Annotated in this window: 19 protein-coding genes and 1 pseudogene; 10 read left to right on the forward strand and 10 right to left on the reverse strand. The window is 63.3% G+C overall.

Annotated elements, in window-relative coordinates; translation table 11 throughout:
* Positions 1–49 precede the first annotated feature (49 nt).
* The 7 genes from M653_RS0107695 (at position 50) to M653_RS0107725 (ending at position 7,154) form a co-directional block, all read left to right on the forward strand.
* Positions 50–2,365 carry an EAL domain-containing protein gene (locus M653_RS0107695; protein WP_027142814.1) on the forward strand — a complete coding sequence of 772 codons (2,316 nt, stop codon included), beginning with the start codon at positions 50–52 and terminating at the stop codon, positions 2,363–2,365.
* Between the two features lie 137 nt (positions 2,366–2,502).
* Positions 2,503–3,294 (forward strand): hypothetical protein, encoded by a 792-nt coding sequence (locus M653_RS0107700; protein ID WP_245262075.1) that lies wholly within the window; start codon positions 2,503–2,505, stop codon positions 3,292–3,294.
* A gap of 122 nt (positions 3,295–3,416) precedes the next feature.
* The gene (locus M653_RS1000000135380) at positions 3,417–3,566 is read left to right on the forward strand and encodes a DUF3096 domain-containing protein (protein ID WP_084636514.1); all 150 of its coding nucleotides are present in this window, start codon (positions 3,417–3,419) and stop codon (positions 3,564–3,566) included.
* 162 nt (positions 3,567–3,728) lie between these two features.
* Positions 3,729–3,953 (forward strand): aa3-type cytochrome c oxidase subunit IV, encoded by a 225-nt coding sequence (locus M653_RS0107710; RefSeq protein WP_027142816.1) that lies wholly within the window; start codon positions 3,729–3,731, stop codon positions 3,951–3,953.
* A gap of 88 nt (positions 3,954–4,041) precedes the next feature.
* Positions 4,042–5,316 carry a Re/Si-specific NAD(P)(+) transhydrogenase subunit alpha gene (locus tag M653_RS0107715; protein ID WP_027142817.1) on the forward strand — a complete coding sequence of 425 codons (1,275 nt, stop codon included), beginning with the start codon at positions 4,042–4,044 and terminating at the stop codon, positions 5,314–5,316.
* Positions 5,313–5,741: an NAD(P) transhydrogenase subunit alpha gene (locus tag M653_RS0107720; protein ID WP_027142818.1), complete on the forward strand. Its 429-nt coding sequence runs from the start codon at positions 5,313–5,315 to the stop codon at positions 5,739–5,741. Before M653_RS0107715 ends, M653_RS0107720 begins: the two co-directional genes overlap by 4 nt.
* A 6-nt stretch (positions 5,742–5,747) precedes the next feature.
* On the forward strand, positions 5,748–7,154 hold the full coding sequence (locus M653_RS0107725) for an NAD(P)(+) transhydrogenase (Re/Si-specific) subunit beta (protein WP_027142819.1): 1,407 nt from the start codon (positions 5,748–5,750) through the stop codon (positions 7,152–7,154).
* Positions 7,155–7,228: 74 nt separating this feature from the next.
* On the opposite strand, the gene M653_RS0107730 is transcribed toward M653_RS0107725, so the two are convergent.
* The 4 genes from M653_RS0107730 to M653_RS0107750 form a co-directional block, all read right to left on the reverse strand.
* Entirely contained in the window at positions 7,229–8,149 is a 921-nt protein-coding gene (locus M653_RS0107730; RefSeq protein ID WP_027142820.1) for a membrane protein, read from the reverse strand.
* Positions 8,150–8,364: 215 nt separating this feature from the next.
* Positions 8,365–10,836: a DNA topoisomerase (ATP-hydrolyzing) subunit B gene (gene gyrB / locus M653_RS0107740; RefSeq protein WP_027142821.1), complete on the reverse strand. Its 2,472-nt coding sequence runs from the start codon at positions 10,834–10,836 to the stop codon at positions 8,365–8,367.
* A gap of 145 nt (positions 10,837–10,981) precedes the next feature.
* Positions 10,982–13,612 (reverse strand): caspase family protein, encoded by a 2,631-nt coding sequence (locus M653_RS0107745; protein ID WP_027142822.1) that lies wholly within the window; start codon positions 13,610–13,612, stop codon positions 10,982–10,984.
* An 81-nt stretch (positions 13,613–13,693) separates the two neighbouring features.
* Positions 13,694–14,263: an NADPH-dependent FMN reductase gene (locus M653_RS0107750; protein ID WP_027142823.1), complete on the reverse strand. Its 570-nt coding sequence runs from the start codon at positions 14,261–14,263 to the stop codon at positions 13,694–13,696.
* Between the two features lie 210 nt (positions 14,264–14,473).
* Here M653_RS0107750 and M653_RS0107755 point away from each other — a divergent pair, with 210 nt between their 5' ends.
* Entirely contained in the window at positions 14,474–15,850 is a 1,377-nt protein-coding gene (locus M653_RS0107755) for a cytochrome P450 (protein WP_027142824.1), read from the forward strand.
* Between the two features lie 17 nt (positions 15,851–15,867).
* Here the strand turns inward: M653_RS0107755 and M653_RS0107760 are convergent, their stop codons facing one another.
* The 6 genes from M653_RS0107760 to M653_RS0107785 all read right to left on the reverse strand — a co-directional run bounded on the left by M653_RS0107760 (position 15,868) and on the right by M653_RS0107785 (position 21,705).
* Complete coding sequence (locus M653_RS0107760) at positions 15,868–16,845, reverse strand: complex I NDUFA9 subunit family protein (protein ID WP_027142825.1); 978 nt, start codon at positions 16,843–16,845, stop codon at positions 15,868–15,870.
* A gap of 419 nt (positions 16,846–17,264) precedes the next feature.
* A complete protein-coding gene (locus tag M653_RS0107765) occupies positions 17,265–18,266 on the reverse strand; it encodes an Ldh family oxidoreductase (RefSeq protein ID WP_027142826.1) in 1,002 nt (333 codons plus the stop codon).
* Between the two features lie 88 nt (positions 18,267–18,354).
* Entirely contained in the window at positions 18,355–19,164 is an 810-nt protein-coding gene (locus M653_RS0107770; protein ID WP_027142827.1) for an ABC transporter permease, read from the reverse strand.
* On the reverse strand, positions 19,164–19,829 hold the full coding sequence (locus M653_RS0107775; RefSeq protein ID WP_027142828.1) for an ABC transporter permease: 666 nt from the start codon (positions 19,827–19,829) through the stop codon (positions 19,164–19,166). Before M653_RS0107775 ends, M653_RS0107770 begins: the two co-directional genes overlap by 1 nt.
* Before the next feature lie 206 nt (positions 19,830–20,035).
* A complete protein-coding gene (locus M653_RS0107780) occupies positions 20,036–20,833 on the reverse strand; it encodes a transporter substrate-binding domain-containing protein (protein WP_027142829.1) in 798 nt (265 codons plus the stop codon).
* 56 nt (positions 20,834–20,889) lie between these two features.
* The gene (locus M653_RS0107785) at positions 20,890–21,705 is read right to left on the reverse strand and encodes an ABC transporter ATP-binding protein (RefSeq protein ID WP_051442619.1); all 816 of its coding nucleotides are present in this window, start codon (positions 21,703–21,705) and stop codon (positions 20,890–20,892) included.
* 213 nt (positions 21,706–21,918) lie between these two features.
* On the opposite strand from M653_RS0107785, the gene M653_RS0107790 reads away from it, so the two are divergent.
* Complete coding sequence (locus M653_RS0107790) at positions 21,919–22,791, forward strand: dimethylarginine dimethylaminohydrolase family protein (protein ID WP_027142831.1); 873 nt, start codon at positions 21,919–21,921, stop codon at positions 22,789–22,791.
* Positions 22,761–23,408: pseudogene (locus M653_RS1000000135385) on the forward strand (TetR family transcriptional regulator C-terminal domain-containing protein); the annotation flags it as partial. The gene M653_RS0107790 and the pseudogene M653_RS1000000135385, both read left to right, overlap by 31 nt.
* Between the last annotated feature and the right edge of the window lie 89 nt (positions 23,409–23,497).

Consider the following 23,497-nt stretch of genomic DNA (forward strand, 5'->3'; position numbering starts at 1 on the left):
GGTTTTTTAATGGGACTATGCCAAGGCTGGGGCTCATTGGGCGCCAGTAATGGGCAGAACAAAAACCGATAACATCCCGGTGGATGTTTATATCCAGTTTGTGCGCTCGTTGTTCGACAACGCGCATATGCTGGTTATCGGCGCGCTTTGCCATGCCGTCATCAGCCTCATGGTCTACTGGCGCAACGGCCAACCCATCTTCCTGGTTCTCGCAGGCGCGCTGCTTGCCATCGGCGTCTGGCGCTACTTCAGCCTGCGGCGGTTCCACCGCTCGGGCGGCGTGATGCGCGACGCCGCCGATGCGACTAGGTGGGAGCGCGAATACATCCTGAAGGGAAGCCTTCAGGGGTTATTGCTGGGGTTCTTTTGCTTCATTTCCATCTATGTCTACTCGGATTCCTATGCCGAGATCGGCGCGCTGTCGGTAACGCTGTCCTCGCTGGTGACTGTCGTGGGCCGAAATTACGGCTCGCCGCGCATGGTCATGATCTTCGCGGTCACCTTCGTCGGGCCGATCGCCGCCGCCCTCATTCTCAGGTTCGACATCCCCTACGTCGTGCTTGGCCTGCTGATCATTCCGTTCATGTTCATCATCAAGGGCAGCGCCGACCATGTCCGCAACGTGCTGTTTTCGGCCGTTGTCGGACACAAGCAGGCGAGGCAGATCGCGCAGCGCTTCAATCGCGCCCTCAACACCATGTCGCATGGCCTCGTCATGCTCGGCCCCGATGGCAAGGTGGTCGTCGGCAATGCGGAAGCCGCCCATCTGATGTCGCTCAAATCGCCGGACCAGTTGCTCGGACGGTCGATCCATTCGCTGCTCTTGCGCGGCGTCGCCGGCGGCATGCTCGCACCAAAGGACTGCCGCTATGTCGAGGCGCAGCTGACGCGCGCGTTGCGCGAAGGGCGCGACCGCAAGGTGCTGGTTTCCTTTTCCAACGGGCAGCACTTCGAATTTTCGGCGCGCGAGGGCAACCAGGAATTGGGCGTCATCACCTTCGAGGACGTCACTGCGCGTGTCGAAGCGGAGGAAAAGATCCGGTTCATGGCGCGCTACGACAACCTCACCGGCCTTCCGAACCGCGCCTATTTCCACGAACTGGTCGGCGAATTGATGGCCTCGGGCGACCGCGATCGCATGTGCGGCCTGGCCGTGGTCGACCTCGACGATTTCAAGAGCGTCAACGACACGCTCGGCCATCCTGTGGGCGATGGCCTGATCTACGCCGTCGCCGAGCGGCTGGCGGCCATTGCCGGACAAGGCCTTACCGTCAGCCGCTTCGGCGGCGACGAGTTCATGCTGTTCTTCGATCGCATTGATGATGAGAGCCATCTGGCGAGCCTGCTCGACGAGATTTTCGCCGAGCTGCAGGGGGAGGTCGACGTCGCGGGCCATGGGTTGCGGATTCAGGCCAGCGCCGGCGCGGTGCTGTCCAAGGTCGACGAAATCGATGTCGACGCCATGATCGTCAAGGCGGACCTGGCGCTCTACAAGGCCAAGGAACTGGGCAAGAACGGTTGGCGGCTGTTCGAGGCGGCGATGGACGCCGCGTTCCGCAACCGCCAGCTGATGAAGGCGGACCTGCGCACCGCCGTGGAAAGCAGGGACCTGCGGGTCGTCTATCAGCCGATCGTGGCGATGAACACCATGCGCATCGCCAGCTGCGAGGCGCTTTGCCGCTGGGATCATCCCGATCTCGGGCCGATTTCGCCCGGCATTTTCATTCCGCTTGCCGAGGAGATGGGCATCATTTCCGAGATCAGCACCTTCGTGCTGCATGCGGCTTGCACCGAATGCGCCAAATGGCCTGACCAGACCAGCGTCTCGGTCAATCTCTCGGCCAGGGATTTCCGCAGCCGCGACGTCATCCAGAAGGTGCGCGATGCCTTGGCGAACTCCGGGCTCCCCGCTAGCCGCCTGGAAATCGAAGTCACGGAAACCGCGCTGCTCGACGACAAGTCCTTGACCCGCCAATATATCGAGGAACTGAAGCAGCTCGGCGTCCGCATCGCCCTCGACGATTTCGGCACCGGCTATTCAAGCCTGAGCTATCTGCACAAGCTTCCACTCGACAAGATCAAGATCGACCGGTCGTTCGTGATGGACATCACCCACAATCCGCGCTCGCTCGAGCTGCTGAAGGGCGTCGTCGACCTGATCCGCATCCTCGGACTCTCCGTCACCATCGAAGGCGTGGAGACATTCGAGCAGCTCAAGATCCTCATGCAATCGGTGAAGCCGGATCTTGTCCAGGGCTTCCTTTTCGGCGCCGCGCTCAGCGCGTCGGGCATCGAAACCATGTCCAACGTGACCTGGCCCTTCGCTGCCGAATTGCGGCCGCTCAAGAAGCGCGCCACCACCTGACATCGTCCTGAAGTCATTCGTCGAGGGGCATGATGCTCCCGCGCTCGTTATTTACGATCTGTTAACGTTAATTTAGGGTAAACGCGAAAGCTCGCAATTTTGCTTCTTGTTCCTCCAGCGCTTCGCTATGGTCGTTTGTGCGGCGATACGAGGATCAAATGGACAATAAGTTGGTGAGTAGGCCGCTGGCGGCGGCTGCGGGCAGGGACAAGAATCGTCCTTCGGTGTTTACAGATCACATCATGGATGTTCTGGAGCACGTGGAGTATCGCCTTTGCGATGGCGCCGAGGATTTGGAAGCGATCTATAAGCTTCGCTACAATTCCTACCTTCACGCCGGTATGGTCAAATCAGATGCTTCCCACATGGTGAAGGACAGCTTCGACGATCTGCCCAATTCTTACCGCTTTGGCGTCTTCTTCGACGGCACGCTCGTCAGCACCATCAGAATTCATTACGCCAGCGCGAGGTATCCTGTTTCACCCAGCACCGATGTTTTCGGCGACGTGCTGTCACGGCGTCTGGCTTCTGGCGAGACGTTCGTCGACCCGAGCCGGTTCGCCGCCGATCTCGAGTGGTCGAGCAGTCTGCGGGTGCTGCCCTACATCACGTTGAGGCTGGCGGTGGTCGCCTGCAGCCATTTCAAGCCAACCTATTGCCTGACGGCGATCAAGGAAGAGCATTCCGCTTTCTATCATCGCATCTTCCGTTCCGAGCAGGCGGTGCCGCCGCGGAATTATCCCGGACTTACCGTTCCCGTGCATCTGTTCCAGTCGAAATGCTCCGAGAACATGCAGGCGACGCTGGATCGTTTCCCTTTCTTCAATTCCACGGCGTTCGAGCAGCGCATGCTTTTCCAACGCCCCAGGCGGGGCGAGTTGGCGCCGCTGACCATTCTGCCCACGGCCAAGTATTTCGAGGCGGCCTGATCCCACACCATTTCCGGGCGTTACGCCTCCTGCGGGTCGATGGAGCTTTCCAGGCCTGACCGCGTTGTGAGTAGCGGCATCGATACGAGTTGATGCTTATCGCTTCTTGAAAGGACAACGACATGCATCTATCCCAGCTCGCGCTCACGCCGCTGATCTCGCTGATCGCCGGCGTGCTGATCCTGATCATGCCGCGGCTGCTGAACTATATCGTCGCGCTCTATCTGATCATCGTTGGGCTGCTCGGGCTTTTTCCTCACCTTGCTGGCTGAGACGCTGGGCAGGCCTCGCGCAAAACCCATCCCTGCGGGCATCGGCCCGCAGTTTCAATTTTCCCTTGAGGCAGTTGTCGGCTGCGATGCGGCAATAGCGCCATTGCTCTCCGCGCGGCTTTTCGGTATGTGCCTGAAAGATGTCTTCGAAGGGGTATTCCTATGGCTGAGCATACGCCGAGCGGTCCTGCAGAACTGGGCGCGAAGATGGACTATGCCGAGCATGACCGCACCTATGCGGGCTTCCTGGCGCTGGCCAAATATGGTTCGCTCTTCTGCGGTGCGCTTCTTCTGGCGATGGCTTTCGGCTTCTTCGCGGGCGGCTTCTTCTCTGCGCTGATCCTGTTCGTGCTTATTCTGGCCGTCGGCGCCTTCATTCTGCGATAGACCTTCCAAAAACCCTCTTGCGGTTGAAGTAGCCGGATATCCCGGCCGACACTTCGCGCAGACAGGTTCCAGCCGAAAGGATCATGCGGTGGGACAGACGGTTTTCATCCCTCGTGAGCTCGATGCGAACGAGCCGCGCGTTGCCGCTTCGCCCGATACGGTGAAGCGGCTGGCTGGGCTGGGCTTCGACATCATCGTCGAAGCCGGTGCCGGCACCCGCTCGCGCATCCCCGACGAGGAGTTTGCCAAGGCAGGCGCTGCCATCGGCAAGGCGGCGGATGTCGCCAAGGCCGATGTCGTGCTGAAGGTTCGCCGGCCAACGCATGCCGAGCTGAAGGGCTACAAAGCCGGCGCCGCGGTGATCGCCATCATGGATCCCTACGGCAATGATGCTGAAGTCGCGGCCCTTGCCAAAGCCGGCGTCACCGCCTTCTCGATGGAGTTCATGCCGCGCATCACCCGCGCGCAATCGATGGACGTGCTGTCCAGCCAGGCCAATCTTGCCGGCTACCAGGCGGTGATCGACGGAGCCGCCGAATATGACCGGGCGCTGCCGATGATGATGACGGCCGCGGGCACGGTGCCGGCGGCGAAGGTCTTCATCATGGGCGTCGGCGTCGCCGGCCTGCAGGCGATCGCCACGGCGCGCCGTCTCGGCGCGGTCGTCACCGCCACCGACGTTCGGCCCGCCGCCAAGGAACAGGTCGCCTCGCTCGGCGCAAAATTCCTGGCCGTCGAGGACGAGGAGTTCAAGGCCGCGGAGACCGCGGGCGGCTACGCGAAGGAAATGTCGAAGGAGTATCAGGCCAAGCAGGCGGCGCTCACCGCCGAGCATATCGCCAAGCAGGACATCGTCATCACCACGGCGCTGATCCCAGGCCGGCCGGCGCCGAAGCTTGTCTCTGCCGCCATGGTTGCCTCGATGAAACCGGGCTCGGTAATCGTCGACCTCGCCGTCGAGCGTGGCGGCAATGTCGAGGGTGCCGAGCCGGGCAAGATCGTCACCACCGCCAACAATGTGAAGATCGTCGGCCATCTCAACGTGCCGGGTCGCATCGCGGCATCCGCCTCGCTGCTCTATGCCAGGAACCTGTTCGCATTCCTCGAGACGCTGGTCGACAAGAACACCAAGACGCTGGCCATCAACCGCGAAGACGATCTGGTCAAGGCGACGATGCTGACCGACGGCGGCAAGGTCGTCCATCCGGCCTTCGCCAAGGCCGACCAGCAGCCTTATATCGAGCCGCCCGCGATCCCGGCCACGACCATGGTCGCCGATGCTTCGGCTGCGCCGAAGAAGTCCGCGACCCGGAAGACCGCCGCATCCAAGTCACCCTCGCCGAAGCCGAAAGGGACCGCGTGATGGATCAGACCTTGCAGAAAGCCCTGGACCAGCTCGACCAGGCGAGTGCCGCCGTCAGGCTCGCGGTGCAGAACCTGGCCAATGCCCCGGGTGGCACTGAGGCCGCCGGTGACGCCGCGCACGCGCTGTCGGGCGGTGCCATCGATCCCTTCGTCTTCCGTTTCGCCATCTTCATCCTGGCGATCTTCGTCGGCTACTACGTCGTCTGGTCGGTGACCCCCGCACTGCACACGCCGCTGATGGCGGTCACCAACGCCATTTCCTCGGTCATCGTCGTCGGCGCGCTGCTCGCGGTCGGCATAGCGGCCTCCGGCGTCGCCGCCGGCTTTGGCTTCGTCGCGCTGATGCTGGTCTCGGTCAACATCTTCGGCGGCTTTCTCGTCACCCAGCGCATGCTGGCCATGTACAAGAAGAAGGACAAGTAGAGCGCCATGAACGCCAACTTCGCGTCCTTCCTCTATCTGGTTTCCGGCGTCCTGTTCATCATGGCGTTGCGCGGCCTGTCACACCCGACCACCAGCCGCCAGGGCAATCTCTACGGCATGATCGGCATGGGCATCGCCATTGCCACCACACTGGCGCTGGCAGTCCCGTTGGTCCCGTCGGCCGGCCGCTACGGTCTGATCGTGCTCGGTCTCGCCATCGGCGGCGGCGTCGGCGCCGTGACCGCGCGCCGCATCGCCATGACCTCGATGCCGCAGCTGGTCGCCGCTTTCCACAGCCTCGTCGGTCTCGCCGCCGTCATGGTCGCGGCCGCGGCCATCTACGCGCCCGAAAGCTTCGGCATCGGCACTATGGGCGACATCCATGCCCAGGCCCTGATCGAGATGAGCCTGGGCGTCGCCATCGGCGCCGTCACCTTCACCGGCTCGGTCATCGCCTTCCTGAAGCTCGACGGCCGCATGTCGGGCAAGCCGATCATGATCGGCGGCCGTCATTTCATCAATGCCGCACTTGGCGTCGCCCTGATCGTGCTGATCGTGCTTTTGGTCACCACCGAATCGAAGCTGGTCTTTTGGCTTATCGTCGCCGCCTCGCTGGTGCTCGGCATCCTCCTGATCATCCCGATCGGCGGCGCCGACATGCCGGTCGTCGTCTCGATGCTGAATTCCTATTCGGGCTGGGCAGCGGCCGCACTCGGCTTCACGCTCGGCAATCTGGCGCTGATCATCACCGGCGCGCTGGTCGGCTCGTCGGGCGCGATCCTGTCCTACATCATGTGCAAGGGCATGAACCGAAGCTTCATCTCGGTCATTCTCGGCGGTTTCGGCGGCGAAACGGCGGCTGCCGCCGCCGACGGCATTGAGCGCACCGTCAAGCAGGGTTCGGCCGACGATGCCGCCTATCTGATGATGAACGCGCAGAAGGTCATCATCGTGCCCGGTTACGGCATGGCGGTCGCCCAGGCGCAGCACGCGCTGCGTGAAATGGCCGACAAGCTCAAGGCCAACGGCGTCGACGTCAAATACGCCATCCACCCGGTCGCCGGCCGTATGCCTGGCCATATGAACGTGCTGCTCGCCGAAGCCAACGTGCCTTACGACGAAGTGTTCGAGCTCGAGGACATCAACTCGGAGTTTGCCCAGGCCGACGTCGCCTATGTCATCGGCGCCAACGACGTCACCAACCCGTCCGCGCGTGATGACAAGAGCAGTCCGATCTACGGCATGCCGATCCTCGACGTCGACAAGGCGCGCACCTGCCTGTTCGTCAAGCGCTCGCTCGGTTCCGGCTATGCCGGCATCGACAACACGCTGTTCTACAAGGACGGCACCATGATGCTACTCGGCGACGCCAAGAAGATGACCGAGGAAATCGTCAAGGCCATGGATCACTGACCGGGCGGCCTTGACCGTCGAATAGGAAGAGCCCGGTCGATGCCGGGCTCTGTGATTCTGGCGTGATGCTGCCTTCAACCGTTGGTCAGGAAGACCGCTTCCTCTTCATCGCGCTGCCGGCCGCCGAGCGCGGCGGCCGCACTGGCGATGAAGGCGCCGATGACCAGCGACAAGGCGCCGAGGAGCGCAAAGGTGGCGCTTGCCTTCCTTGCCGTGTCGGCCGCCTGTTTTGCCTTGACCTTCGCGTCCTGCGCCTTCGCCAGCACCGTGTCGACACGCGTCTTGGCGTCTGCCTCGGAAAGACCGGTGCGCGCGGCGACCAATTGGGCAAGGTAGGTCTTGTCTTCCGCGGGGACCTCGCCCGCGACAGCACCGGCGATCAGGATGCGCGAGGCCTGCCCGGCCGCGGCCGCTTCGTCGCCTGGATTGGCGGTCGCGAGCTTGGCCGGATCGGCCGGGCGGAACAGCGAATCCACCAGATAGGACGTCGCATTGTCGGCCGAGGTGGCGCTGGCATTGGCCGAGGCACCGGCCGACGCACCCATGGCGGCTCCCGAGGCCACGGTGGACACGGCCTGGACGCCTGAACCAATCGCGGCGGAAAGCGCCGAGCCGAGCACGCCGACGACCAGCAAGGTGGCCAATGCCCAGGCGAGGAAGCCGTGCGCGGTGTCGCGGAAATAGACCTCGTCGGTGTGGATGCCGACCCATTTGGTGCGCAACCGGCCCGCGAGGTAGCCGCCGACGCCCGACGACAGCCATTGCACGATGATAAGCCAGATGGCGGTCGATACCGCGAAAGTGGTGGCCGATGCACCGGAACCCGACCATGGCGACACCATGCTCAATCCAAGGCCCGAGCCGAGCAGCATGAGGATGAACGTCAGCGTCGAGGCCGCGAAGGCGCCGGCAATGATCGGTCCCCAGCTGACGGCGGTGGAGGACGATTCCGTTGAAGCTGATACGTCTACAGCCGATAGAGTGGCGGACTGCATAGCGGCCCCCTATCGCATGAAAAGCATGAGAAGAATGATGATCGGAATCGGAACTCCGAGCAACCAGAGTAGAATGCCGCGTCCCATGAAAGCCTCCTGCAAGAAATTGTGATCGACACTGTCACAATGTCTCTGAAGGCCTTCTGTTCCGGCAGGTCCTCATTATTGGCGCGCGCCCGAGCTACGCCAATGTACCGAAAAGGCTGGGCGAAACCTCAAATGTCCAGATTGGCGACCGACAGTGCGTTGTCCTGGATGAATTCGCGTCGTGGCTCCACCTCGTCGCCCATCAGCCGCGAGAACAGGCTGTCGGCATCGGTCGCGTCGTTGACCTTGACCTGCAGCAGCGAGCGCACATTCGGGTCGAGCGTGGTCTCCCAGAGCTGCTCGGCATTCATCTCGCCGAGACCCTTGTAGCGCTGCATGGTCAGTCCCTTGCGGCCGGTCGCGAAGACCGCGTTGAGCAGCGCCAGCGGTCCCGACACGGTTTCGGACACCTCCTTGCGGCGCAGCACTGGCGGCGCCCCGTAGACCTCGCTGAGGCGCTGGGCGTAGCGGTCGAGCTGGCGTGCGTCGGCGGAATTGATCAGTGCCATGTCGAGATGGGCATATTCCTTGACGCTGCGCACGGTGCGTTCGAAGACATAGCCGCCGATGCCCTCGTTCGAGGTGGACATGCGGCCGGTCCAGCCGCGCTCGGTGTCTTCGGCAATGATGTCAAGGCGTTGCGCGATCCGCTCCGCCATCGCGTTGGCGCGACCGAGATCGGCGAAGACATCGGGATTGAGCCCGCCGGCGATCGCCGCCTGCTCGACGACATTGCGGTTGTAGCGCGTGTGCAAGCCGTTGATGAGCTGGCGCACAGCCAGCGCATCGGCAACGGCGCCGTGCAGATCCTGTCCGGTCCGCACTTCCCCAGAGCCAAGCGTAAGGGAAGCTTCCTCCAACCCTGAAACGATCAGGAATTCTTCGAAGGCGCTCTCATTCTTGATGTATTGCGAGCTCTTGCCGCGCGTCACCTTATAGAGCGGCGGCTGGGCGATGTAGAGATGGCCGCGCTCGATCAGCTCCGGCATCTGCCGGAAGAAGAAGGTGAGCAGCAGGGTCCTGATATGGGCGCCGTCGACGTCGGCGTCGGTCATCAGGATGATCTTGTGATAACGCAGCTTGTCGGCGTTGAATTCGTCCTTGCCGATCGAGGTGCCGAGCGCGGTGATCAGTGTGCCGATCATGTCGGACGAGAGCATTCGGTCGAAGCGGGCCCGCTCGACATTGAGGATCTTGCCGCGCAGGGGAAGGATCGCCTGGTTCTGGCGCGAGCGGCCGCCCTTGGCGGAGCCGCCGGCCGAGTCGCCCTCGACGATGAAGATTTCGGACTTCGCCGGGTCGCGTTCCTGGCAGTCGGCCAGCTTGCCCGGCAGCGAGGTGACGCCGAGCGAGGTCTTGCGGGTGATGTCGCGCGCCTTGCGTGCGGCTTCGCGCGCCGCCGCGGCCTGGATCACCTTGTCGACGACAACCTTGCCCTCGCTCGGATGCTCTTCGAGCCACGTGCCGAGCGCTTCGTTGACCAGCCCCTCGACCACGGGACGGACTTCCGACGAGACCAGCTTGTCCTTGGTCTGCGACGAGAATTTCGGATCGGGAACCTTGACCGACAGCACAGCCGTCAGGCCTTCGCGGCAATCGTCGCCGATCAGCGAGACCTTTTCCTTCTTGGTGAGGCCCGAGGATTCGCCATAACCGGTGATCTGACGGGTCAGAGCGCCGCGAAAACCGGCCAGATGTGTGCCGCCATCGCGCTGCGGAATGTTGTTGGTGAAGGCCAGCACATTCTCGTGGTAGCTGTCGTTCCACCACATCGCCACTTCGACGGTGATGCCGTCACGCTCGGCCCTGATGGAAATCGGCTTCTCGATCAGCGGTTTCTTGACCCGGTCGAGATATTTGACGAACTCTTCGAGGCCCCCGTCATAGTGCAGTTCATGCCTCACGACGTCGGCATGACGGGCGTCTGTCAGCACGATGCGCACGCCGGAGTTCAGGAAGGCGAGCTCGCGCAGCCGGTGCTCCAGAGTGCCGAAATCGAACTCGACCATGGTGAAGGTCTCGGCGGACGGAAAGAAGGTGATCTCACTACCGCTGCGGCCCTCATTGGTGCCCGGGCGCTTGTTCTGCTCGTAGCTGCCGGTGGCCTTCAGCGGCGCGTCGGCATCGCCATGGGTGAAGCTCATTTCGAAGATCTGGCCGTTGCGGCGGATCTTGAGCTTCAGCCAGGCCGATAGCGCGTTGACCACCGAGACGCCGACGCCATGCAGGCCGCCAGACACCTTATAGGAGTTCTGGTCGAATTTTCCGCCGGCATGCAGCTGCGTCATGATCACTTCGGCCGCCGAAATGCCCTCGCTGGGGTGAATGTCGGTCGGAATGCCACGGCCATTGTCGATAACCGTCACCGAGCCATCGGGATTGAGCGTCACCGAAACCAGGTCGGCATGGCCCGCCAGCGCCTCGTCGATGGCGTTGTCGACCACCTCGTAGACCATGTGATGCAGGCCCGAGCCGTCATCGGTGTCGCCGATATACATGCCCGGCCGCTTGCGGACAGCATCCAACCCCTTCAAAACCTTGATGGAATCGGCGCCGTATTCGGCTTCAGCGCCGTTGGTGTTCTCGGTCTGGTCGCTCATGAAAACCTATTGTCTAGATGCCGTTTTTGCAGCGCGAAAAATTGGCCCCGAATCGCGCCTCTGAGATCGATTAGATATAGGCGCTAAAGGCGGTTTTTCCAAGGTTTGCAGGCATTTCCGGCGCAAATCCCAAGCCGGCAGCCGGCTATTCTTTTCGGGCGTTGATTTTGGCGAGAAGGCCGCGCAAATATTTGATCGTGGATTTGTCCCTGGGTGCCAGCCTGCCGGTGCGGTCGAGCTCCAGCGTCAGGTTCAGCGCCTTGGTCAGCACCGCCTTCGGATCCTTGGCCACATACGCATAGTTGATGTAAGCCTGCACCAGATCAAATTGCCAAACCGCATTGTTCGGATCGGACTGAGCCAGTTGCTGGCGGATGCCGAGGCTGGCTTCGAAGGCCCTCTTGGAGCCCTCGAAGTGGCGCTGCTTGGTCTCCAGCATGCCGATTTCCGACAGAGTGATCGACAGGTCGCGTTGCCAGTCGGAATTGCCTGGGTCGAGCTGGGCCAGCCGGTCGGCAATGGCAAGACTGTCCTGGTAGTTTTGCAGCGCCTCGCTGACATTGCCCTGCGCATCAAGCACAACGGCAACCTTTTCCAGACAGACCGACAGGTCGCGCTGCCAGCCGGTGTTGCCGGGGTCGCTCCGGGCAAGGTCACGCGCTACGGCCAGCGCTTTCTGATAGAAGACCAGTGCTGCCGGCCAGTTCTCCTGGTCGTTGAGCGCGTTGCCGATCTTGGCGTAACTGATCGACAGGTCGCGCTTCAAGTCGGTATCGTTAGGGTCGCGGCGCACCAGGCTCCCGGCGATCGCCTGGCTCTTGTTGTAGGCCACAAGCGCACCGGCGGCGTCGCCTCGCTCACGCAGCACGTCGCCGATCCTCTCGTGGCTGACAGAGACAGCCCGCTGGCGCTCAAGGTCGTCGGGTTTGTTCTCGGCCAGCGCCAGCCGGATTCTCAGGCTCTCTTCAAAGGCGGTCTGGGCGCTGTTCAACTGGCCGGCGGTACGGGCAAGGTCGCCGATTTCGTCATAGGTTATGGTCAGGTCGCGCAGCAGATAAGCGCTGTTCGGCTCGGCGTCGGCCAATTTCTGCTTGATCGACAAGCTTTGTTGATAGGCCTGGGCCGCCGCACCCACATCGCCTTGCGTCGCCAGCACGTTGCCGATCTTGTCACTGGCCGTGGCAAGATCACCGAGCCAGTCTTTCTTGTCCGGCACTCTTGCGGTCAGCTCCTGCAGCATGCCCCTGGCCGCCTCATAGTTTTCGAGCGAGTTTGGCAGGTCGCCTTGCGCCATCTCTATGTTGGCGAGCTTGATGTGGCTGATGGCGAGATCGCGTTTGACGCTGGGATCGGTTTCCCGAAGCGACCGCTGCTCGAGGTTGGCCAACAGGGCGGTGAAGGCCCGGCCGGCCGCCTCGACATTGCCGACCGTCGTATAGAGCAGACCGAGCTCGTCCAGCGTGCTGCTCTGGCGGTCGGCTTGTTCCAGGCTGAGCGGGGTCTGCCCGGCCTCGCCATACAGCGACAGCACCGTTTCATAACCCTTGATGGCCGCCGCATAATCGAGGTCGGCGCGCGCCGTGCCCGCCGACAGGAACAGCGTCGCGGCCTGCGACAGCGTTCGATCGACGAAATTCACCTTCAGCGCCTTGCGCGACACTTCGTCGATGCCGACCGCCTCGGCCAACTTCGCCTGCGCGGTGCCGAAGGCACCCAGGGCCAGCTGCTCCTCGGCCTGACGGCGCAGGTCCGTCACACGCGGATCGTCGGCAGCCAGCGTCTTCATCTCGGCGCGCACCTTGACGAAGGCGTCCGCCGCTTCGCGCAGCCGGGCATTCAGGCTCTCCGCTGACAGATGGCTGGTGTCGGCGCTGATCAACGCCCCATAGAGCGGCGCCAGCGGCATGTCGGCGTCGCTGGCGATCCGCTCGACCTCGCCCCGCATCTCCGGCGTCACGTCGGCCATGGCCAGCAGCAGCCTTTCGCGCTCCGGCAATTGTTCCTTGGCGGCAGCGGCGAAAAACAGCTTAGGCAGGCCGCTCTCGACATAGGGTAGTTGCTTGCCGCGCGACAGGTCGTAGACCTCCTGCTGCACCAGCGTCAGCACCGAGCGAATCTCGAGCCCGTCGGTGCCGAGATATTTGGTCAACGCCGTGGTGAAGGGTGAGTTCTGGCCGGCGCCATCGGCGGCCGTCTCGCCGGGTGCGGCCGAGAACGCGAACAGGATGTTTTCCGCCCGCCCGATGCGGCCAAGACCCGGTTTTACGCTGTCGGCGACATCCTTGGCCAGCGAGGTCGCGCCACGACCGGTGCCGCTGCTCCCCGAGAACGGATCGCTGCGGCAGGCATCGAGCACGATCAGCCCGACTTTCGCGGTGGCGGCGACCGCGTCGCGCACCTCTTCCAGCGGCAGGCTGGTCTTGTCCAGCGCATCGAGCGAAGACGCGTCGGCATCAACCGGCAGCAGCCGGTTGTCGCCCGATATTTCGACGCCATGGCCTGAGAAATACACCAGCGCTACGTCCGCGCCCTTGGCGTCTTCGCGGAAATCGTCGAGCGCGCGGCGCATGCGCCTGAGGTCGCGGTTGGTTTCGAGCACCACCTCGAAACCAAGTTTCTTCAGCGCCGTCTCCATCGCCTCGCCGTCATGGACGGCGTTGGCAAGCGGCCGGACCAGCCGGTAGTCGTCATCGGCCATGACCAATGCCACGCGCCGCTCCGCCACCGCCGCGGCGGTGGTCGCAAGCATAAGCAGCAAGGCAAACAGCAAACGCAAGTCGAACCGCCCCCGGCTCAGTCATCTGCCGACCATTCCACCTCTTTATGGCGCGAGCAAGCCGCGCTGAGAGCGGCTCTCTCAGGCAGCGCGCATCGGTTTCAACGCCTCGCTCCAGCGCAACAGTTCGTCCAGCATGGTCTTGGTTCCGCCCCGCACCTGCTCGCTGGCATCGAAGGCGCCATTCTCGTCGAGCAGTTTCTGGTACAGCGGCAGCGCGACACCTTCCGGGATCGGCATGATCCCGACCGCGGTCAGCAGCGGTTTCAGCGCCTGCGCCGCGCGCAGGCCGCCGGAAACACCGCCATAGCTGAAGATGGCGGCTGGCTTGTATTTCCATTCGCGGGCGAGATAGTCGATCGCGTTGACGATCGCGGGCGCCACGAAATAATTGTATTCCGGCGCCACGAAGACTAAGGCGTCTGCGGCGTCGATCGCCTTCGACCAGACCTTGGTGTGGTCGTTTTGATAATTGCCGAGCCTTGGATGATAGGGTTCGTCCAGCACCGGCAGACCGAACGCGGCGATGTCGGTCAGCACCGGCTCGAATTTTCCGTGCTCGCGCGCGAACGTCTCCAGCCACTCGGCAAATACCGAGCCGGCGCGGCCGGGCCGCGTGCTGCCGATGATGATGTTCAACAGGTGCTTCAAGGCAGGCTCCTTTGTCGGGCGGTATCCGTTGGTGACCGTCACTACGGCAGAGCGTTCCAGCGGACAAGGCCGGAGCCCTGACGGAACGGTCACGATCGGATGAACAGACTGTCTGCCCTGCGTTCCTGAAGTCATGGTCCGCTCTGCCGTTTGGCCACATGGACGCCCGGTGTGCCAGCCACTACATTGATGGGAACAGCGGAGCACTCCATGGATAGTCAGCCCGCCCCTTTCGTTCCTCCCGCCCCGAAGCCGCGCACGTCGCCGCCTTCGACGCTGGAGATGATCCGCATCGTCTATCGCAACCCGCTCGAACTCTGGGGCGAGCCGACCTACAACGAACCCTGGATTTCGGCCAAGGGCGCCGGCGGGCCGCTGGTCATCGCCAATGATCCCGCCCTGATCCGCCATGTGCTGGTCGACAACGCCAAAAACTACAAGATGGCGACGGTGCGCCAGAAGATCCTGAGGCCGATCCTGCGCGATGGCCTGCTGACCGCCGAGGGCGAGGTGTGGAAGCGGTCGCGCAAGGCGATGGCGCCGGTGTTCACACCGCGCCACATTTTCGGCTTTGCCCAGCCGATGCTGAAACGCACGCTGGAGTTCGTCACCCGTTACGAGGCGGGCGGCACGTCCGATATCGCCCATGACATGACGCTGCTTACCTACGACATCCTGGCCGAGACGCTGTTTTCCGGCGAGATCGCAGGCGAGCCGGGCAGTTTCGAAAACGAGATCGACCGCCTGTTCGAGACCATGGGCCGGGTCGACCCGCTCGACCTCTTGCGTGCGCCCGACTGGCTGCCACGGCTGACCCGCATCCGCGGCCGCAAGACGATGGCCTATTTCCGCAAGATCGTGACCGACACGGTCAAGATGCGCGAAGAGAGGTTCAGGCGCGACCCCGATGCCGTGCCCCAGGATTTCCTGACGCTGCTGCTCAAGGCCGAAGGCCCCGACGGACTGACACGCCCGGAAGTCGAGGACAACATCATCACCTTCATCGGTGCCGGACACGAGACCACGGCGCGCGCGCTCGGATGGACGCTTTATTGCCTGGCCGAATCGCCCTGGGAGCGCGACCGCGTCGAACAGGAGATCGACCAGGTGCTGGCGCGCGAGCCCGATCCGACGAAGTGGCTCGACGTCATGCCGCTGACACGCGCCGCCTTCGACGAGGCGCTTCGGCTCTACCCACCGGCGCCATCGATCAACCGCGAGCCGATCGTGCCGGAAATGTGGAGGGATCTTTATATTCCCAAGCACGCCGCCGTGCTGGTGATGCCCTGGGTCGTCCACCGCCACAGGAAGTTGTGGGACCGGCCCGACGCCTTCCTGCCCGAACGCTTCCACCCGGGAAACCGTGAAAAGATCGACCGCTTCCAGTATCTGCCCTTCGGTGCGGGACCGCGCGTCTGCATAGGTGCCAGTTTCGCCATGCAGGAGGCGATCATCGCGCTCGCCATCCTTTTGTCACGCTTCCGCTTCGACGCGACCGCTGAAACAAAACCCTGGCCGGTGCAGAAACTGACCACGCAGCCGCAAGGCGGGTTGCCGATGCGGATCACGCCTCGTCATCATCGTTAAGGGCTGACGCTTGGAGATTATACCGCGGGCTTGCGCTGCTGGAACTGGCCGGCGGCGCGGAAGCGCCAGAGGTAGCTGGGCAGGATCGTCGCGATCGATTGCGGCTGGATGCCGAGCCCCGCCAGTGTCCGGTTGGCCTTGGCGGCTACGTCCGAAACGATGTTGTGCTCACGCAGCTGCGTCACCTGGTCCTTGGTCAGCATCGGGTTGGGCAGCAGGCCGAGGATCGAGGCCTGGATGTTGGCCACCCACCACGGCACGGGCACCAGCAGGCGCTTGCGCTCGATCACGGTGAGCATTTCCTGCATGCACTCCTTGAAGGTGAGCACGTTGGGGCCGCCAAGCTCGTAGACCTGGCCGCCATCGATCTTGCCGTCGACCGAGCGCGCAACAGCTTCAGCAACATCGCCGACATAGACCGGCTGGAATTTGGTCTGGCCGCCGCCGATCAGCGGCAGCACCGGCGAATAACGCGCCATGTTGGCGAAGCGGTTGAAGAACGCATCCTCCGGCCCGAAATTGATCGACGGCCGGAAAATGACGGCGTCCGCGATCGCCTCCAGAACGGCCTTTTCACCCAGCGCCTTGGTGCGTGCGTAGACCGATTCGGACTCCAGATTGGCGCCGAGCGCCGAAATATGGGTGAGCCCGGCGCCGACGGCGCGCGCGGCCTCGGCGACAGCGCGAGCACCGAATTCGTGCACGGCGGAGAATTTCTGACGGCCGCTCTCATGCAGGACGGCGACGAGATTGACGACGTGATCGGCGCCTTGCACGGCGCGGTCGACGGACCAGCGTACGCGCACATTGGCCTGCACCGGCTGGATTTGACCGACATTGCCGAGTGGCTGCAAATGGCCGGCAAGATCGGGCCGCCGGCAGGCGACCCGGATGCGATAACCACGCTTGGCCAGCGCCCGCACGACATGACGGCCGACAAAGCCTGACCCGCCAAAGACGACGACGAGCTTTGGGGTCTGCAGGATTTCGGTCATGGCGGGCTCCGGCGCGCGTTCCAGATGGCTTGGCTGAGCCGTTTCATAGTCCGTTTTGCGCTAAAGGCAAAGGGTGACGCGTCGTCGCGTCATCGTTGTCTCTTGGGCAATTCCAGAAAAAGTGTGAAGCGGTTTCCGCGAAAGCGCATGGCACTTTCATCATGTTTGGCGCCGCGAACGACAGACGCAGAAAACCCCGCCGAAGCGGGGTTTTCCGGGTGACGTTCGCGCCGAAAGCAGGGTCCAACGAGGCGGCCTGACCTGAGACGGTATCAGCGTGGCGTGAAGCAAGTACGCCCGCCCCAGCCCTGAACGCATCCGACAGAAGACACCGACCGGGCAAACCCGACCCGGACAGCCATTGGTCGTCGGGACGCGTGGGAAGGTTCACCGACGCGCGGGAAATTTCGTCAGTTTCTTCAGGCCGAATAGCGCTCGGCGAATTCGGAGATGCGCTGGATCACCGCCTTGGGCGCGGTGATGCCGCGCGCCTGCGCCTTCTCGACCGCTTCGGCCCGGGCGCGGCCGGGCACATGCACGCCATAGCGTCGGCGCAGCCGGTCGAGCTGGTCTTTCATGCGCTGCTCGAAATCCGGATCGAGTAGCTTCGGCTCGACCGCAAGCACGAACAGGCCGGTTCCCGGACTGTCGGGACCGCCGCTGAACCACGGTGCGTCGAGCGACCAGTTGGCGCCCGACAGGCCCGCCGCCAGCACTTCGACCATCAGCGCGATGTTGGCGCCACGCTGGCCGCCAAAGGCAAGCATGGCGCCCTTCATGGCGGCGGCCGGGTCGGTCGTCGAATTGCCGCTTGCGTCCAGCGCCCAGCCTTCGGGTATCTTCTTGCCGTCTTCCGCCGCCTTGCGGATGTTGACGAAGGCGGTGGCGCTCGACGACTGGTCGATGACCAGCGGCGCGCCGTCGGCGGCGGGCGCGGCGAACGACATCGGGTTGGTGCAATAGACCGGCTTGACCGACCCCGAGCCGGCCAGGACGGCCGGGCCGTTGGTGGCGGCGAAGGACACCAGTCCCTGCGCCGCCAGCCGGCCGGTGAAGTAGCCGAGCGCCCCGCACGTATAGGCGTTTTTCTGCGAGAAGATGGCCACGCCGAACAGTCTTGCCGCCTTGGCGAGGTCGTCGATGGTGCGGTCGAATCCGGTATGCGCCAGCCCGCGGCGTGCGTCCGAGAGATAGATGGCCAGCGCCGGCCGCGTGATCACCGGATCGGCATTGCCGTCGATGCGCCCGGCCTCGAACGCCTCGAGGTAATCGATGAAATGCGACAGCCCGACGGTGGCAAGTCCTTCCGCCTCGGCCGCGATGATCGAGGCGGTGAGCGATTGCGCCGCTTCCTCATTGGCGCCGGCGCCAAGTGCCGCCATCCGGCAAAGTCCTTTTGCCTGGTCGAGACTGAGTTGCATCAGGGCTGCTCCTGAGTGAGTAGGAAATAGGGAGTAGTCAGTAGGATAAAACCGGCAAGCAGCCCACTATTTCCTGTTCACTACTCGCTTACCCGATCTTGACCGGAATCCGCGCCTCGATCCGGCTGAAGGCGAAGACCAGAATGCCGGTGATCGCCATATAGATCAACGCCAGGAGCAGCAAGGGCTCGTAGGTGAGATAGGTGTCCTGCCGCACCTTGGACGAGACGGCGAAGATGTCGATCACGCTGATGGTCGCCACCAGCGGCGTCGATTTCAGCTGCAGCACGGTCTCGCCGGTCAGCGTCGGCAGCGCCCGGTAGAAGGCTTGAGGCAGCCAGATGCGGCAGAAGATCTTCCAGCGGCTCATGCCGAAGGCGCGCGCGGCTTCCAGCTGCCCCTTGGGCACGCCGGCAAAGGCGCCGCGCATCACTTCGCCTTCATAGCCGGCAAAGGACAAGGTCAGCGCCAGCACGCCGTACGGCCAGGCCTGCCTGAGATAAGGCCACATCCAGGATTCGCGGATCCATGGATATTGCGGGAACAGCGAGCCCAGCCCGTAATAGAGCAGCCATAGCTGCAGAAGCAGCGGCGTGCCGCGAATGATGGTGCAGAACACTTTCGCCGGTGCCGCGACCCAGATCGAACCGGCCGCCTGCGCCAGCCCGACGGGCAACGCGATCATGAAGCCGAGCGTACAGGTGACGGCCAGGATCCACAGGGCACGCCAGATGCCCATCAGGCCCATTTCCCAATATTGCGGCAGCCAGTCCCAGCGCATGAAATAGGCGGCCGACGCCACGAGCCCCAACGCGATGAGGATCAGCACGATGCGATGTGGCTGCAGCCAGAGCGAAGCGCGCGCCGCCGTGTCGATGACGGCTGTTTCGCTGGTCATCAGCGTGCCTCCTTGATGGAAGGCATGCCGCGCCGCGCCCATTTCTCGGCGCGGCCAAGCAGGAAGTTCGAAACCAGCGTCACGCAGAGATAGAGCACGCCCGCGGCGAGGAAGAAAACCAGATAGGCCTTGGTGACGCCCGCCGCCTGTCGTGTCGCCAGCGTCAGTTCGAAGAAGCCGACGACGGCCAGCAGAGCGGTGTCCTTGGTGGCGATCAGCCACAGATTTGCGAGGCCCGGAATGGCGAAAGGCAGCATCGCCGGCAGCGTGATGCGCCGCAACAGAAGGCCGGGAGACATGCCGAAGGCGCGAGCGGCTTCGATCTGGCCCTGTGGGATGGCGAGGATCGCGCCGCGGATGACTTCCGTCGAATAGGCGCCCTGGACGAAGCCGAGCACGGCAATGCCGGCCACCAGCCCGCTTATATCGACACGCTGGTAACCCATCGCGGTCAGCACCTGGTTTATCAGGTCGGTGCCGGCATAATAGAGCAGCAGTATCAGCACCAGTTCCGGCACGGCGCGCACCACCGTGGTGTAGACCGCGAACAGGTCGCGCACCACGGGCCCGCCGTAGAGCTTGCCATAGGCACCCCAGGTTCCAATCAGCAGGCCGACGATTGTGGCGCCGACGGCGATCTCGAGCGAATGCATGAGCCCGAGCAAAAGCGTCCCACCCCAGCCGACGGGCGCCGGCGAGAGGAGTTCGACGATGCCGGCCGCGGAGGCCGGAAGAAAGGATTCGATCAGCGTCGCCCCCGGATTGCTGGCTCGATCCGCCGGCACCAGCGGCCGGCGGCAAGCATGCGTGGACTGGCTAGCTGGGGGACGGGGACGTCAGCGCCCCGTCCTCCCAGCCCATGCGAGGGTCGTCAGTTCGACTGGGTGGCGCCGCCGTAAATGTCGAAATCGAAGTATTTCTTCGAGATCTCGTCATATTTGCCGTTGGCGCGGATCGCCTTGATGCCGGCGTTGATCTTCTCTTTCAGATCGGTGTCTTCCTTGCGCACGCCGGCGCCGACGCCCGGTCCGAGCACTTCGTCGTCAGGGGCCACCATGCCCTTGAGATCGCAGCAGGCCTTGCCCTGGTCTGTCTTGAGAAACTCCTTGAGCGCGATGGAATCGGCCTGCACCGCGTCGAGGCGGCCGGCGGCAAGGTCGTTGTTGGCTTCGTCCTGCGTCTGGTATTCCTTGATCTCGGATGCCGTGGGGCCGAAATGCTTCTTGGCGTAGACGGCATGCACCGTCGACACCTGGACGCCGAGGACCTTGCCCTTGAGATCGTCAGGCGTGGCGCCGAACTTCTGGTCCTTCGGGCCAATGATCGCGGTCGGCGTGTTGTAGTACTTGTCCGAGAAGTCGATGGTCTTCTTGCGTTCGTCGGTGATCGACATCGACGAGACGATGAGGTCGATCTTCTTGGTGGTCAGCGCCGGGATGATGCCGTCCCAGGCGACAGGGGTGATGACGCAATCGAGCTTTTCCTCGGCGCAAACGGCGTCGATGAAGTCGATCTCCCAGCCGACCCATTTGCCCGAGGCATCGGGCGAGGTGAAGGGCGCGTAGGGTTCGGCGGCAACGCCGATCTTGACCGGATCGGCCTTGGCCACGCTCATGGCGGCGACGCCGAGCAGCAGCGCCGCGGCAAATGTCTTCAGAACAGTCTTCATTTTCAGAACTCCCAGTTTGTTGTTGGTTCCCGGTTTTCTTCCGTCCCGGCCGTTCCCTAGCCGATGTTGCGGATGAACTGCTTGAGCCTTTCGGATTTGGGCGCGCCGAAGATCTGCTCCGGTGGTCCTTCCTCCTCGACCAGCCCGTTGTAGAGGTAGACGACGTGGGTCGCGACCTCGCGGGCGAATTTCATTTCGTGGGTGACCAGCACCATGGTGCGGCCTTCGCGCGCCAGATCGCCGATCACCTTCAGCACTTCGCCGACCAGTTCAGGATCGAGGGCCGAGGTCGGTTCGTCGAACAGCATGACGCGCGGATTGATGGCCAAGGCGCGAGCGATAGCGGCGCGCTGCTGCTGGCCACCGGAGAGATAGGCCGGATAGACATCGCGCTTCTCAGCGAGCCCGACGCGCGCCAGCAGCTTTTCGGCCTGGGCGACAGCCTCGTCGCGCTTGACGCCCAGTACATGCACGGGAACCTCGATGACGTTTTCGATCAGCGTCATGTGGCTCCACAGGTTGAAGTTCTGGAACACCATGCCGAGCTTGGAGCGGATGCGTTCGATCTGCCTGCGGTCGGCCGGAATGGTGTGGCCATGGCTGTCCGCCTTGAGCTTGATCTCCTCGCCATTGACCCGGATGATGCCGCTGGTCGGATTTTCCAGGCAGTTGATGCAGCGCAGCAGCGTCGATTTGCCCGAGCCCGAGCCGCCGATGATGGCGATGACCTCGCCGTCGCGTGCCGACAGCGATACGCCCTTCAGCACATGCAGTTGACCGAATTTCTTGTGCAGGTTCTCGACATGGATGGCTTCTGCGGCGCAGTCCTGCGCCTCGCCGGATGAGATCTTGGCAGCTGCCAGAGCGCTCACCAAATGACCTCCATATGGCCGCCGGCGGTTCGTCGAACGTCTATCCGGCTAATCAACATACGCTGTACTGCCCTGCTCCAGATTTCAAGCATGGACTCAACAGAGCGAGCCCGTCAATCCCGCTCATTACGGCACTTGCGGCCTTGTTGTGCAAGTGTATAAATAACCTCTCATGAAATTTTCTCGATTTTTTTCAGCTTAAAAAGGGCATCGATGAGCGCTTTCGGATCACAGTCCATGGCGGCGCCGCTGCGGCGCGTGCTGATGCGGTCGGCGGCCAACGCCATGCGCGACGCCGACAGGGCCGCCTGGCACTATGGCCCGGGATTCAACCCGGCGAAAGCAGCCTCGCAGCACGCGGTCCTTGCTGAACTGGTGGCCGCTTCAGGCGCCGAGATCGAATGGATCGAGGACAAGGCCGATGGACTTTCGGATTCGGTGTTCACGCACGATCCCTCGCTGATGACCGACCGCGGCGCGCTGATCCTGTCCATGGGTAAGCCGTTGCGCGCCGGCGAGCCTTCGCTGCATGAGGAAACCTACAGAAGACTGGGCATTCCGATCCTCGGCCGCGTCGAGGCTCCTGGCCAGGTCGAAGGTGGTGACTGTGTATGGGTCGATGCCCGCACGCTGGCGATCGGGCGCGGTGTCCGCTCCAACCAGGAAGGCATCCAGCAGGTTTCCAATCTGCTGACGCCGCTGGGCATTTCCGTCTACGGCTTCGATCTGCCGCTGTGGCAGGGCGAAGAGGCGTGCCTGCACTTGATGTCGGTGATCAGCCCGCTGGCCGACGACCTGGCGCTGGTCTATTCGCCGCTTTTACCGGCCCCGTTCTATCAGACGCTGAAGGCGCGCGGCATCCGGCTGGTCGAAGGCGATGCCGAAGAGTTCGCCGCTTCCAATGGCCTCAGCCTGAACGTACTGCCGACCAGCCCGCTCAACGTCATTGCCGTCGCGGGCTTTCCCAGGACCAAGGCCGCGATGGAAGCCGCCGGCTGCACGGTTGAAATCTTCGAGGCGGATGCGCTCTGCATCGCCTGCGAAGGCGGGCCAACATGCCTGACGCGGCCGATCCTGCGCCAATGAATGCGCGCCGCAAGTTCCGCCGCGAGGGCGAGGGGCGGCGGCGGCAGGATCTGATCGAAGCGACTCTGGACAGCGTGGCGGAACATGGCCTGCAAGGCGCTAGCCTGCGCACCATCGCATTGCGTGCCGGCGTCACCGCCGGGCTGATCGGGCACTATTTCCCGGGCAAGGAAGAATTGCTGCAGGAAGCCTATACGGCGCTGGTCAGCCGCATGACCGAGCAGGCGAAGGCGGCGTTGGTCATGGACGGCGCCTCGCCGCGCCAGCGCCTTGCGGCCTTCGTCACCGCCAATCTCAATGCGCCGATCATCGACGCGCGGGTGTTTTCGCTTTGGGCAACCTTCATCGGCCGCGCCAGTGCGGATCCTGCCCTGGCCCGTGCCCACCGCGAAGGCTACCTTGGCTTTCGCAATGAGGTGGAAGCGGTTGTGGCTGAAGTGCTCGCCGCCGAACAGCACAAGCCGGACGCAAGCGAGCTGCGCCACCATGCCATCGCGATCAATGCGATCATCGACGGGCTCTGGATAGAAGGCTGCCTAGCCGGCGAGATGTTCTCGCCCGGCGAATTGGCGGCGATTGGCATCAAGGCTGTCGAGGCCGAGCTCGGCCTCGCGCCGCTAGAGCAATTCCAGGAAAAGCGCGCAGCGCTTTCCCTTCGGAATTGCGTAAAAAACAAAGAGACAGAGCGGAACCAACAATCCGCTCT

This window comes from Mesorhizobium sp. WSM3626, assembly GCF_000513935.1.
In the GTDB taxonomy this organism is placed as follows: Bacteria; Pseudomonadota; Alphaproteobacteria; order Rhizobiales; family Rhizobiaceae; genus Mesorhizobium; species Mesorhizobium salmacidum.